Source organism: Aeromonas sp. S11(2024) (assembly GCF_041402345.1).
GTDB lineage: Bacteria > Pseudomonadota > Gammaproteobacteria > Enterobacterales > Aeromonadaceae > Aeromonas > Aeromonas veronii.
Map to the genome: position 1 here is coordinate 137,032 of NZ_JBGLRC010000002.1, position 13,471 is coordinate 150,502.

Genomic DNA, 13,471 nt, shown 5'->3' on the forward strand with positions numbered 1-13,471 from the left:
GACCCGATAGAGATGAGCTTAAACTGTGAAGCTATAGACAGGTCAACGCCCTTTTCCAGAGATCCGCCAACAAAAACGGCCACCCGAGGGTGGCCGTTGTCAGCGATCAGAGCAGCGATGCTCCCGGCTCAGAGACCAGCTGCCTCCAGATGTTCCACCAGCAGCTGTACGCTGCGGTTGCCGCGCCACTCGTTGACATCAAGCCGGTAGACAAGCCGCACCCGCTTGACCGAGGCATCGGGCCAGCGCTTGAGATCGACGCCAAAGGCGATGGCATCCACCGCGTGACCAGAATCGGTTGTCAGCATCATCTTGAGGTGCTTCTCACCCACCAGCCGCTGCTGCACCAGCACGAACTCGCCGTCGAACAGCGGCTCGGGGAAGGCCTGACCCCAGGGGCCGGAGGCGCGAATCAGCTCCGCCAGCTCGAGGTTGAGCTCGTCTGGCAACAACTCGCCATCGGTGAGCAACACCCCGGTCAAAAGCTCCGGTGTCACCAGCTCGCTGATGACCGCCTCAAAGGCCCGACCGAACGCCTCGATATTGGCCTTGGGCAGGGTCAACCCCGCGGCCATGGCGTGGCCGCCAAACTTGCCCATCAGGCCTGGATGACGGGTATCGAGCAGCTCCAGCGCATCGCGCAGATGCACCCCGGGGATGGAGCGGCCGGAGCCCTTGAGCTCGGTCTCGCTGCTCTCGGCAAACGCGATGACCGGGCGGTAGTATTTCTCCTTCACCTTGGAGGCCACCAGCCCCACCACCCCCTGATGCCACTCGTTGCGGTGCAGCACTATGCCCGACGGCACCTCGCCATCGCGAAACCGGATCTGCTCCAGAGTGGCGAGGGCCTCCTGCTGCATCCCCTGCTCAATCTCCTTGCGCTCCTGATTGAGGCTATCCATCTCGGCCGCAAGCTGGCGCGCCAGATTGAGATCATCGCAGAGCAGGCAGGCGACCCCGAGGGACATGTCATCGAGGCGCCCCACCGCGTTGAGGCGCGGCCCCAGCGCAAAACCGAGATCGGCGGCGGTGAGGCGGCGACCATCGCGGCCCGACACATCCACCAGAGCCTGAATGCCGGGGCGACAACGCCCGGCCCGGATCCGCTGCAAGCCCTGATGGACCAGAATGCGGTTGTTGCCATCGAGCGCCACCACATCGGCCACCGTGCCAAGCGCCACCAGATCGAGATAATCCGCCACATTAGGGGCGCGCAACCCTTGCCGTTCGTACCAGCCAAGCTGACGCAGATGGGTGTTGAGGGCCGCCATCAGGTAGAAGGCTACCCCCACCCCGGCCAGGGACTTGGAGGGGAAATCGCAGCCGTGCTGGTTCGGGTTGACGATTGCATCGGCGTCAGGCAGCTCCTGACCCGGCAAATGGTGATCGGTAACCAGTACCTGCATGCCGGCCGCCTTGGCAGCCGCCACCCCGGCGATGCTGGAGATGCCGTTATCCACCGTGATCAGGAACTCGGCGCCACGGGCCACCGCCAGCTCGACAATTTCGGGGGTGAGACCGTAGCCAAACTCGAAGCGATTGGGCACCAGAAAATCGATATGGCGCCCCCCCATGGCGCGCAGGGCCAGCACGCACAGGGCAGAGCTGGTGGCGCCATCGCAGTCGAAATCGCCGACAATCAGTAGCCGTTTCTGGGCAGTCAGGGCATCCGCCAGCAGCGGCACAGCCTGCTCCATCCCATAGAGGCGCTGGGGCGGCAACAGCTGGCTGGCGCTGCGCTCCAGCAGGGCGGGATCCTCTACGCCACGGCTGGCGAAGATTTGGCGAAGCAGGGGATGCAGGGTGGCAGGCAGATGGGAATCATCAACTCGCGGACGACGACGGATTTGCAGGGACATCAATATGATCCAGTATCTTGAGCAGCTGTTCGGGGCTCTGATACCCGCGCACCAGATCCCCGTCGGAGGAGACCCAGGCCGGCAGTACCTTGACCCCCAACCATTGGCTCAGGCCAATATTTTGGATAAGGGTCTCACTACATGCCGTTTGAGGCAAATAGGCTTTTAACGGATCATTTTGCAGCAGGGGATCGCTGCACCAGTCGGCGGCCCGTTCGGCGTGATCAATCACCGGATAGAGTGCCACGCTCACCCCGGATGCCTGCAGGTGTTGCAAGGTGCCGGAGAGCTGACGACGTTTGGCATCCTGCTCACCGAGAAACAGCGCAACCCGGTGACGCTCATCCCGAGCCTTGAGCACGATGGGGGCATGGGCCACCTGTGCCAAGCCAAGTCGGCGCTGCTCGCGCATACCCGAGATGGTCAGGTTCTTCATGTCGCGGGTCATATCCAGCATGACCCCCTGCACCACATAATCCCCTTTGGCATCGCTGTAGAGCACCCCCTGCGAGGTGCCCAGCATATACAACCCCGCGATCGGGGTCGGTTCAACCAGATAGACGGGAACCCCCAGCCGGGCTGTGATGGTCTGTTTCAAGGCTTGGGTATCCATCCCCGCTCTGGCAGCAAATGTGCACAAAAGCATCATTCCCAGTAGTAAATACTTCACTTGTTTACTCACGTGGTATGAATGAATCGACCCAGCAAACTACAGCAGCACAGCTCATCATTCAACCAGCTACTTACCAAAAAATTAATATCACTTTGTACCAAAAAAATGGTTCCCCCCGATTGCCAAGGACTCATAACGCCCGCAAGCTAGTCAGGACGACAGGAACAACGCGGCTTAGCCTCTGTTTTTCCTGACAAGAGTTCGCCCTTTGGCAAGGGTAATCAACGCGCTATCTTGTTTAATTTCGGAGGAAATAATGAGTCTGATTCAAGAGTTCAAAGCCTTTGCCGCCCGCGGCAACGTCATCGATATGGCGGTCGGTATCATCATTGGTGCCGCCTTCGGCAAAATTGTCTCCTCTTTTGTCGGTGACGTAATCATGCCGCCCATCGGCCTGATCCTGGGCGGCGTGGACTTCAGCGACCTGGCGGTCACTCTGAAGGCCGCAGAAGGTGCAACACCCGCCGTAGTTATCGCCTATGGCAAGTTCATCCAGACCATCATCGACTTTCTGATCATCTCTTTTGCCATCTTCATGGGACTGAAGGCCATCAACACCCTCAAGAAGAAGCAGGAAGAGGAAGCCGCCGCCCCGGCAGGCCCAACCAAGGATCAGGAGCTGCTGACCGAGATCCGTGATCTGCTGAAATCCCAGCAAGGGAAATAAGCGCCATCTCCTGTCGTGTAGAGATAAAAAACCGCCTGCTGGCGGTTTTTTGTTTTTGGGAGGCCAGCCACTCAAGCTCTGGGGTGATGCTCCCCGTGCAGCGCCTTGAGTCGCTCGTTGGCCACATGGGTGTAGATTTGGGTAGTGGAGAGATCCGCGTGACCCAGCAGCATCTGCACAACCCGCAGGTCTGCGCCGTGGTTGAGCAGATGGGTGGCAAAGGCGTGGCGCAAGGTATGGGGGGATAGCTCGCCGTTAATCCCGGCCCGCAGGGCATAGAGCTTGATGCGATGCCAGAAGGTCTGGCGAGTCATCATACGGGCCTGCTTGGAGGGAAACACCACATCCGAGCTGGTGCCCCCCAGCAGCAGGGTGCGGGCCTCCCGGTAGTAACGCTCCAGCCAGTGCATCGCCTCCTCGCCCATCGGCACCAGCCGCTCCTTGTTGCCCTTGCCCACTACGCGCACCAAGCCCTGACGCAAACTAACATGCTCGGCAGTGAGCCCCACCAGCTCGGAAACCCGCAGCCCGGTGGCGTAGAGCAGCTCCAGCATCGCCTTGTCCCGCAACTCCAGCGGGTCATCCACCAGCGGCGCACTCAGCAACGCATCCACCTCCGTTTCGCTTAAATCGGAGGGGAGTTTTTTCGGCAGCTTGGGCCCCTCCAGCAGCACGGTCGGATCATCGCTGCGCAGCTTCTCACGGTTGAGATATTGATAGAAACGGCGCAGGGCCGACAGGAAGCGGGCCGTACTGCTGGCCGCAAACTGGTGATCGACCCGCCAGGCGAGGTAGTGCTGGATCTCGTCCATCCCCGCCAGCAGCAGCGAGCTCCCCTGCTCGTCGAGCCAGAGGGAGAACTTCTCCAGATCGCTGCGATAGGAGCTGACCGTGTTGTCAGACAATCCCCGTTCCAGCCAGAGGGCATCGAGGAAGGGTTCAATCAAGGGATGGGGGTCAGGCTTGCTCATGGTGCGCTGCAATAAGGGGAAAGATGGCCCATTGTAACGCGCCAACTCCTTGGAAAGACAAGGCACTTTCATTGGAAAGATAAGGCACGTTTGCCACACCCCTTGCCGGGCGGTGAAGGTCGAATGGCAATCTGCTAGACTGGCGCCCTCCCCTTACGTTACCCATCGTGTTGCCAACATGGCGCAGCCCACACGAGCATGCGAGAACGCGCCAAAAGCAAGCGAGAAAGCGCCAACAGAGAGTAGAGCGATGAAGATTGGTCTGTTTTACGGTTCCACCACCTGCTACACCGAGATGGCTGCCGAGAAGATCCGCGCCCTCATCGGCCCCGAGCTGGTGGATATTCACAATATCAAGGATGTCTCCCTGCGCCGGATGGAGGATTACGAGATCCTGATCCTCGGCATCTCCACCTGGGATTTTGGCGAACTGCAGGAGGACTGGGAGTCCCGCTGGGAAGATATCGCCGATCTCCATCTGGAGGGACGCATCGTGGCACTGTTTGGCCTCGGCGATCAGCTCGGTTATGGCGAATGGTTCCAGGACGCCCTCGGCATGCTGCACGATCAGCTGGTGCCAAAAGGGGTCAAGCTGGTGGGCTACTGGCCCAACGAAGGGTACGAATTCGATGCCTCCAAGGCACTGATCGATGATGGCCGTCACTTCGTCGGGCTGGCCCTCGATGATGCCAACCAATATGACCAGACCGATCCGCGCATCGAGCAGTGGGTCGAGCAGATCCTGAGCGAAATCCACGCCCTGCTCTGATCTTTCCCACGTTTTGGCAAAACGACCCTGAGCGCCTGGCCCTGGCCGCCGGGCGCAGTTATCGCACCGATTTTCTCAATCGGTATCATCGCATGACGCTATAGCGACTTTTTTGTGCTGGTCTGCAACAATGGACTCGACATCCCATAACAATCAGAGCCGGATGTCGGAAGCAAACGGACAGACCAGAAAAGGATATTCTATGACTCCATTCTCCCTATTGGCCCCCGCCATCGCCCGTGACGTGCTCGATCACGCGCTGGCGCTGGGTGCCGATTTTGCCGAGCTGTTTGTGGAGCGCAAGCGCCGCAGCCAGCTCAGCCTACTCTCCAGCCAGATAGAGAACATCAGCGGCGGCCTCGATTTCGGTATCGGCGTGCGCCTCTGTTACGGCCACAAGGTGCTCTACGGCTACACCAATCTGGCCAGCCGCCACGAGCTGCTGCGCATTGTCACCCTGCTGGCGGCCAAAGACCGCCGCGACCCCGTGGTGACCGCCACCGCCTTCGATTTCACCCGCTTGAGCGATCGCAACCCGGTGGCGCTGCCGCTCTCGGCAGACAAGCTGCTGGAGCAGAAGATCGCCTATCTGCACGCCATGGATGCGGCGGCCCGCGCCGAGAGCGACAAGGTGAGCCAGTTCTCCGGCAACGTGCTGGGCTGGGAGCAGGAGGTGGAAATCTTCAACAGCGAAGGAGTGCAAGTGGCCGATCGCCGCCACTACAACCGCATCATGGCCCAGACTATCGCCATGGAAGGGAGCGAGCAGAGCGTCGGTTACGAGGCCCCCGGCGCCCTGATGGGGTGGGAGCATGCCGATCGCATCGATCCGCGCGAGCTGGCCCTCACCGCCACCCGTCAGGCACTGGTGAAACTGGGGGCGGCTCCCTGCCCGAGCGGCACCCTACCGGTCATCATGGAGAACGGCTTTGGCGGCGTCATCTTCCACGAGGCGTGCGGTCATCTGCTGGAGACCACCTCGGTGGCCAAGAAGGCGTCGGTGTTTCACGACAAGATGGGCCAGCTCATCGCCAATCCGGTGGTCAATGCGGTGGATGAAGGCTTGCAGAGCAACGCCTGGGGCTCCATCAACGTCGATGACGAGGGGATGGCGACCCAGCATACCCAGCTCATCAAGGACGGCGTTCTGACCGGCTTTCTGGTGGACAGAATGGGGGCCCTCAAGACGGGCTACGCCCGCACCGGCTCGGGGCGGCGCGAATCCTACAAGTACGCCCCCACCTCGCGCATGCGCAACACCTATATCGAACCGGGCAACCACAGCCTCGACGATATGCTGGCCACCGTCGAACATGGCATCTACGCCAAGAAGATGGGGGGCGGCTCGGTACAGCCCGGCACCGGTGAATTCAACTTCAATGTGCAGGAGGCCTACCTCATCGAGCACGGCAAAATAACCAAACCGCTCAAGTCAGCCACCCTGATCGGCACCGGCCCGCAGGTGCTGAAAGAGATCTCCATGGTGGGCCGCAATCTGGCGCTGGCCGCCGGTATGTGCGGCTCGGTCTCGGGCTCGGTCCCCACCTCGGTGGGCCAGCCGGCGCTGAAAGTGGACAATATTCTGGTGGGAGGGAACGCATGATGAGCCAGCTCGACATGAATCAACTGCTCACCCGCCTGCTGGATAAAGTGGCCGACCTCGGTGCCGAGGCAGACATCATCGCCAATCAGGAGAGAGCCTTCTCCCTCAAGGCAGACAAGGGCGAGCTGGGTGAATACAAGGTCACCAGCAGCCAGCAACTCGGTATTCGCCTGATAAAAGAGGGTCGGGTCGGCATCGCCTACTCGGAATCCCTCGATGAGCTGGCGCTGGATGCCATGCTGCAGGATGCGCTCGATGCCAGCCGCTTTGCCAAGGTGGATGCGGACCAGCGCATCTCGGTGGCCAATAGCCGGATCACCACAGATTGCGCCGAGATCAACCAGCCCGATACCACGCCCGTTGAGGAGAAGATCGCTCTGGCCCTACGCCTCGAATCAGACATGCTGGCCATGCCCGATGTGAGCGGCGCCCCCTACAACAGCTTCTTCGAAGGTGAGAGCCAGCTCTGGCTCGCCAACAGTCAGGGCACCCTCTGCCAGCACGGCGAGTTCAGCGTCGGCTGCTACACCTCGGCGCTGGTGGAACGGGATGGCCGCCAGTCGATGCACTCGCAGGGGCAGTATGGCCGTCGCTTCGACGAGCTGGATAGTCAGGCCCTGATCGAGCAGATCTACGCCATCGCCGATGGTCTGCTGCCCGGTGAAGCGGTGCCGAGCGGTCGCTACAGCGTCATCTTCAGTACCAACTGCTTCGCCAGCCTGTTTGGCTGCTTTCAGGGCGTGCTGTCGGGCAAGTGGGCCCAGCAGGGGATCAACCCCTGGCGCAGCAAGGTCGGCCAGAGCGTGGCGTCACGCTGGCTCACTCTGGAAAGCCGGGTCTATATGCCTGGCGGCATGAACATCAAGGCGTTTGATGGCGAGGGGGCGGCCAGCTCGGATCTGCTGCTGATTGGCGAAGGGGAGCTGAAGACCCTGCTCCACAACAGCGCCACGGCCCGCCACTTTGGCGTCGCCAGCAACGGCTCGGCCGCTCGCGGTGCCCGCAGCGCCCTCGATGTGATCGCTCGCCATCTGGTGTTTGGCGCGGGCCCCCACTGCGAAGCGGAAGTGCAGAGCGGCGACTATCTGGAGCTGGTCAAGCTGGATGGCCTGCATTCGGGTGCCGATGCGGTGAGCGGCGACTTCTCCTTTGGCGCGTCAGGGTTCCTCTGCCGCGATGGGGTGCGACTGCAGCCGGTGCGCGGCATCACGGTAGCAGGCAACTTCTACCGCCTGCTGGGCGAGCTGGAAGCGGTCGGTGACACCCTGCACCACAACGATGGCAAGGGCTTCTACGCCCCGCAGATCCGTTTTGGCGGTCTCTCCGTCGCGGGCAAGTAAACGCCCCGACGAAACCTGCAAGCAAGAAAAAGGCGCCTGATGGCGCCTTTTTGCTCGTTATCTCGTCCGCATTGATGGCATGACTCAGGGCGAGAGCGGCTCGCGATGATACTCGGCGCAGCCGCATTCGGGGCAAGTATCGAGCTGCTGGGGATGCAGCACGGTATGACGCCAGCCGCACTGGTCGCACACCATGACCCCGAGCCCCACCCAGTCACCCGCTTCGTAAACACCCTTGTGCTCCAGCTCGTCGGCCAGCTCCCGCCACTCCACCTGGGCGCGGTCGGTCACATCCGCCAGCCAGGACCAGGCTGTGTCTTTGAGGGCCAGCATAAAGGCAGACTCTTCCACCTGCGCACTATCTTCATGGCGCCCCTCGTCATAGTTGCCCAGATCCCGCTTCACGTACTCGGCGATCAGCGCCAGTTCGTCCTGAGTCAGGTCGCTGGCCGCCTCCAGATAGGCCTGCACCTTGGCAATCATCCGGTTGAGGCGCTCCCCCTGGAACTCTTCAGTCTCTTGCCACTGTTTTTGCAGCTCGGCAATGAAGGCTTCGTACCCTTTTTGACGTTTGTCCATGGCTCTAACTCCTCTACTAAACCCTGATCTGGCCCGGCTTAAGGCCCAAGGGACGCTGGCGGTTGTTGCCGCCGCAGGATATGGGTATTCTATTGCGATTTCCCAGCTGATTTATCTATTCATTTCACAGATCCGGATGTCACCAATGCAAGAGCAATACGTTCCCCAATCAATCGAACCAGCAGTGCAAAAGCACTGGGATGCCAAGAAAACCTTCAAGGCCGTGGAGAAGGTAGACAAGGAGAAGTTCTACTGCCTGTCCATGTTCCCCTATCCGTCTGGTCGACTACACATGGGGCACGTTCGTAACTACACCATAGGTGATGTGATCTCCCGTTATCAACGCCTCAATGGCAAGAACGTGCTGCAACCCATAGGTTGGGATGCATTCGGTCTGCCGGCCGAGAACGCCGCGATCAAAAACAATACCGCGCCGGCGCCCTGGACCTACGAAAACATCGAATACATGAAGAACCAGCTGAAGATGCTGGGTCTGGGTTATGACTGGGATCGTGAAGTCGCCACCTGCAAGCCGGATTACTACCGCTGGGAGCAGTGGTTCTTCACCAAGCTCTACGAGAAGGGTCTGGTCTACAAGAAGACCTCCTCCGTCAACTGGTGCCCGAACGACATGACAGTGCTGGCCAACGAGCAGGTGGTCGACAACTGCTGCTGGCGCTGTGACACCCCGGTGGAGCAGAAAGAGATCCCCCAGTGGTTCATCAAGATCACCGACTACGCCGAAGAGCTGCTCAACGACATCGACAATCTGGAAGGCTGGCCGGAGATGGTCAAGACCATGCAGCGCAACTGGATTGGCCGCTCCGAAGGGGTCAACATCAGCTTCAATATCGAGGGTCAGGCTGAGCAGCTGGAGGTCTATACCACCCGTCCGGACACCTTCATGGGCGTCACCTATGTCGGTATCGCCGCCGGTCACCCACTGGCGCTGCAAGCAGCCCAGAACAATCCTGAGCTGGCCGCCTTCATCGAAGAGTGCAAGAACACCAAGGTAGCCGAGGCGGAACTGGCCACCATGGAGAAGAAGGGCATGGCCACCGGCCTCTATGCCATTCACCCGCTGGATGGCTGCAAGGTACCGGTCTGGGTCGCCAACTTCGTGCTGATGAACTACGGCACCGGCGCCGTAATGGCGGTTCCGGCCCACGATCAGCGTGACTTCGAGTTCGCCACCAAATATGGCCTCGACATCAAGGCGGTGATCAAGCCGGTTGATGGCGACGTCGACGTGAGCGAAGCCGCTTACACCGAGAAGGGCGTGCTGTTCAACTCTGGCGAGTTTGACGGTCTCGACTTCCAGGGCGCCTTTGATGCCATCGCCAGCAAGCTGGAAGGGCTGGGCAAAGGCAAGCGCACCGTCAACTACCGTCTGCGTGACTGGGGCGTCTCCCGTCAGCGTTACTGGGGTGCCCCCATCCCGATGCTGACCTTGGCTGACGGCACAGTGGTGCCGACGCCGGAAGACCAACTGCCGGTGCTGCTGCCGGAAGATGTGGTGATGGATGGTATCCAGAGCCCGATCAAAGCTGATGCCGAGTGGGCCAAGACCACTTACAACGGTCAGGAAGCGTTCCGCGAGACCGATACCTTCGACACCTTTATGGAGTCCTCCTGGTACTACGCGCGCTACTGCTCCCCGGACTACGACAAGGGCATGCTGGATCCGGCGGCTGCCAACCACTGGCTGCCGGTGGATCAGTACATCGGCGGTATCGAGCACGCCTGTATGCACCTGCTCTACGCCCGCTTCTTCCACAAGCTGCTGCGTGACGCGGGTCTGGTCAACAGCGATGAGCCGTTCAAGCGCCTGCTCTGCCAGGGCATGGTGCTGGCCGACGCCTTCTACTACAAAGACGAGAAGGGCGGCAACGTCTGGGTCAGCCCGACTGACGTCAAGGTAGAGCGTGACGAGAAGGGTCGTATCACCAAGGCCATCGACAACGAAGGCCGTGAGGTAATGCACTCCGGCATGACCAAGATGTCCAAGTCCAAGAACAACGGCATCGACCCGCAGCTGATGGTCGAGCGTTATGGCGCCGATACCGTCCGTCTGTTCATGATGTTCGCCTCTCCGGCCGAGATGACCCTGGAGTGGTCCGACTCCGGCGTAGAGGGTGCCCAGCGCTTCCTGCGTCGCCTGTGGCGCGTCACCTTCGAACACGTCTCCGGTGGCTCCGTTGCCGCACTCGATGTGGCGGCTCTCACCAACGAGCAGAAAGCGGTCCGCCGTGAACTGCACAAGACCATCGCCAAGGTGAGTGATGACGTGGGTCGCCGTCAGACCTTCAACACCGCCATCGCCGCCATCATGGAGCTGATGAACAATCTGGCCAAGCTCGGCAACGACGAGCAGGACCGCGCCCTGATGCAGGAAGCGCTGGAAGCTGTCGTTGTTATGCTCTACCCCATCACCCCGCACATCGGCTTCGAGCTGTGGAAGATGCTGGGCAAGGGCGACGACATCGATCACGCAGCTTGGCCGGTGGCCGATGAAGCGGCCATGGTCGAGACCGAGAAGCTGGTGGTGGTGCAGATCAACGGCAAGATGCGCGGCAAACTGACCGTTCCGGCCGAGATCAGCCAGGCCGACGTCGAGAAGCTGGCGATGGCCGATGCCTCGGTACAGAAGTTCACCGACGGGCTGACCGTGCGCAAGGTGATCTATGTACCTGGCAAGCTGCTCAATATTGTCGCTAACTAATTGGCTGCCAACTGATTGGTTACCAACTGATCATTGCCAATCTGTAACAGCAAACGGATGATAACGGCGGGCCCTGCGCCCGCCGCTTTCCCTTAATGCAAAGAGGATTTTCTATGGGCACCATCTTCACCCGCTGGATGGCCATCGTGCTGGCTGGTCTGCTGCTGCAAGGCTGCGGCTTTCACATGCGCGGCAACGGCATTCCGAGCGAGCTGATGACCATGAAGGTCGTGGGCGACAACAAGAGCGACTTCTACCGGATGGTTACCACCCGCCTGAAGGCCTCTGGCGTGACCCTGGCCGACAAGGAGGGCATTCCGGTGCTCACTCTGGGCGGCGTAGGCAGCACCAGTCAGGTCGCCTCGGTCAACGCGCTGGGGACGGACACCGAATATGTGCTGGGCTTTGGTACCCAGTTCACCATCTCGGTACCGGGCAAGCCGACTCAGGTCTTCCCCATCAACTTCAACCGCAGCTTCCTCAACAAGCCGGATGCAGCGCTCGCCTCCTCCCGTGAGCAGGAGCAGCTCAACCGCGAGATGCAGGAGCAGGCGGCCAATCAGGTGATCCGGCAGTTGAGTCAGGTCAGCTTCTGATGCGGATCTACCCGGAACAATTTGGTGACCACCTCAAAGCAGGGCTTCGGCCCTGCTATCTCGTTTTTGGCGACGAGCCCCTGTTGCGACTGGAGGCCATCGATGCCATCCGTCAGGTCGCCCGCAAGCAGGGTTTCGATGAGCGCCACACCTTCGTGGTGGAACAGGGGCTGGACTGGAATCAGGTCTACGATGCCTGTCAGGCCATGAGCCTCTTCTCCGCCCGCCAGATCATCGAGCTGGAGCTGCCCGCCAAGGTGGACAAGGATCTGGCCGCCCGCATCAGCGAAATTGGCAAACAGCTTCATCCCGACCTGCTGCTGGTGCTGAGTGGCGGTCGCCTCAACCAGACCCAGATGAAGGCAGCCTGGTTCGACAAGCTCTACCAGATTGGCACCTATGTGCCGGTCAACCATCCGGAGCCCAAGTTCTTCCCGCGCTGGATGAGTACCCGCTTTGCGCGTTTCGGCCTCAAGGCGCTGCCGGATGCCATCAACTTCATGTGCCACTCCTACGAGGGCAACCTGCTGGCCGCCAGTCAGGAGATCGAGAAGCTGACCCTGCTCTCGCCGCCCCAGCCGATCAGCGTCACCTATCTGCAAGAGACCATTATCCGCCACGCCCACTTCACCCCGTTCCAGCTGCTCGATACCCTGCTGGAGGGCAAGGTGAACCGGGCCCAGCGCATTCTGGCCGCCCTGCGGGCCGAAGGCACCGAGCCGGGGATGCTGGCCTGGACCCTTTGCCGCGAGCTGGAGCAGCTGACCGAGCTGTCGCTGGCGATGCGCAACGGCCAGCCACTGGGGGAGCACTTCAGCCGCCTGCGCATCTGGCAGAGCCGCCAGCAGCTCATTCAGCAAGCACTGACCCGACTGCCGTTTGCCAAGTTGCAGCAACTGTGGCAACTGATGGCCCAGCTGGACGATGCCCAGCGCCGCTTCGATACCGAACAGGCGTGGCTGATGCTGCAGACCATTGCCCTCGGCTTTCGTGATGGCACCCCGCTGCCGCTGGTGATGGAGAGCAGCCCGTGCTGAAGGCGCCTGTCGGTTTGCTTGGCGGCACCTTCGACCCCATCCATATCGGTCATCTTCGCCCGGCCATCGAAGCGCGCGATTCCCTCGGGCTGGCCGAAATGCGGCTGATCCCGAACCATATCCCGCCCCACCGCGCCAATCCGTTCTGCTCCAGCGAACAGCGCCTTGCCATGGTCAAACTGGCGGCGGCGGAGAACCACCACTTTGTGGTAGATGAGCGGGAGCTGAGACGGGACAAGCCCTCTTACACCATCGATACCCTGATCGAGCTGCGTCATGAACTGCCCGATACGCCGCTCTGTTTTCTGATGGGGATGGATTCCCTGCTGAACCTGCCAAGCTGGCACCGCTGGCAGGAGCTGCTCGACCATGCCCACCTGGTGGTGAGCGTGCGGCCGGGCTGGCAACCGGATTATCCGGCCGAGGTGGCGCAGTTGCTGGCGCGCCATCACACCGCGGATGCCAACGCGCTGCATCTGCGTCTGGCCGGTCATATCTGGCTGGCGGACAACCAGCCTATCGAACTGTCAGCCACCCGACTGCGAGCCTTGCTGGATGCGGGACAAGACACCCGCTACCTCTTGCCCGAGTCGGTTGCGCACTATATTGATCAACAGGGGCTCTACCGCGCCAACCGCTGCTAGCCCCTGTCGTA

At 60.9% G+C, this 13,471-nt stretch carries 12 protein-coding genes; 8 read left to right on the plus strand and 4 right to left on the minus strand.

Annotated elements, in window-relative coordinates:
* Positions 1-128 precede the first annotated feature (128 nt).
* Complete coding sequence (recJ, locus tag ACB040_RS02465) at positions 129-1,859, minus strand: single-stranded-DNA-specific exonuclease RecJ (protein ID WP_371153102.1); 1,731 nt, start codon at positions 1,857-1,859, stop codon at positions 129-131.
* Positions 1,825-2,472 carry a disulfide isomerase DsbC N-terminal domain-containing protein gene (locus ACB040_RS02470; RefSeq protein ID WP_005335146.1) on the minus strand — a complete coding sequence of 216 codons (648 nt, stop codon included), beginning with the start codon at positions 2,470-2,472 and terminating at the stop codon, positions 1,825-1,827. Before ACB040_RS02470 ends, recJ begins: the two co-directional genes overlap by 35 nt.
* 316 nt (positions 2,473-2,788) lie before the next feature.
* On the opposite strand from ACB040_RS02470, the gene mscL reads away from it, so the two are divergent.
* Positions 2,789-3,199: a large-conductance mechanosensitive channel protein MscL gene (mscL, locus tag ACB040_RS02475; RefSeq protein ID WP_047438040.1), complete on the plus strand. Its 411-nt coding sequence runs from the start codon at positions 2,789-2,791 to the stop codon at positions 3,197-3,199.
* Between the two features lie 71 nt (positions 3,200-3,270).
* On the opposite strand, the gene xerD is transcribed toward mscL, so the two are convergent.
* Positions 3,271-4,170 (minus strand): site-specific tyrosine recombinase XerD, encoded by a 900-nt coding sequence (gene xerD / locus ACB040_RS02480; RefSeq protein ID WP_088868661.1) that lies wholly within the window; start codon positions 4,168-4,170, stop codon positions 3,271-3,273.
* A gap of 250 nt (positions 4,171-4,420) precedes the next feature.
* On the opposite strand from xerD, the gene fldB reads away from it, so the two are divergent.
* The 3 genes from fldB (at position 4,421) to ACB040_RS02495 (ending at position 7,882) form a co-directional block, all read left to right on the plus strand.
* Entirely contained in the window at positions 4,421-4,939 is a 519-nt protein-coding gene (fldB, locus tag ACB040_RS02485; RefSeq protein ID WP_005335151.1) for a flavodoxin FldB, read from the plus strand.
* A 202-nt stretch (positions 4,940-5,141) separates the two neighbouring features.
* Positions 5,142-6,542, plus strand: a complete 1,401-nt coding sequence (locus ACB040_RS02490) for a TldD/PmbA family protein (protein ID WP_371153106.1) — start codon at positions 5,142-5,144, stop codon at positions 6,540-6,542.
* Positions 6,542-7,882, plus strand: coding sequence for a TldD/PmbA family protein (locus tag ACB040_RS02495; protein ID WP_371153213.1), 1,341 nt, complete (start codon positions 6,542-6,544; stop codon positions 7,880-7,882). Before ACB040_RS02490 ends, ACB040_RS02495 begins: the two co-directional genes overlap by 1 nt.
* An 84-nt stretch (positions 7,883-7,966) precedes the next feature.
* Here the strand turns inward: ACB040_RS02495 and ACB040_RS02500 are convergent, their stop codons facing one another.
* Positions 7,967-8,461 carry a zinc ribbon-containing protein gene (locus ACB040_RS02500; protein ID WP_058059281.1) on the minus strand — a complete coding sequence of 165 codons (495 nt, stop codon included), beginning with the start codon at positions 8,459-8,461 and terminating at the stop codon, positions 7,967-7,969.
* Between the two features lie 145 nt (positions 8,462-8,606).
* Here ACB040_RS02500 and leuS point away from each other — a divergent pair, with 145 nt between their 5' ends.
* The 4 genes from leuS to nadD all read left to right on the plus strand — a co-directional run bounded on the left by leuS (position 8,607) and on the right by nadD (position 13,460).
* A complete protein-coding gene (gene leuS / locus ACB040_RS02505) occupies positions 8,607-11,183 on the plus strand; it encodes a leucine--tRNA ligase (RefSeq protein ID WP_371153108.1) in 2,577 nt (858 codons plus the stop codon).
* 113 nt (positions 11,184-11,296) lie between these two features.
* Entirely contained in the window at positions 11,297-11,779 is a 483-nt protein-coding gene (gene lptE / locus ACB040_RS02510; RefSeq protein WP_005335160.1) for an LPS assembly lipoprotein LptE, read from the plus strand.
* Entirely contained in the window at positions 11,779-12,816 is a 1,038-nt protein-coding gene (holA, locus tag ACB040_RS02515; protein WP_371153111.1) for a DNA polymerase III subunit delta, read from the plus strand. The genes lptE and holA overlap by 1 nt, the downstream gene beginning before the upstream one ends.
* Positions 12,810-13,460, plus strand: coding sequence for a nicotinate-nucleotide adenylyltransferase (gene nadD, locus ACB040_RS02520; protein ID WP_371153113.1), 651 nt, complete (start codon positions 12,810-12,812; stop codon positions 13,458-13,460). Before holA ends, nadD begins: the two co-directional genes overlap by 7 nt.
* Positions 13,461-13,471 lie beyond the last annotated feature (11 nt).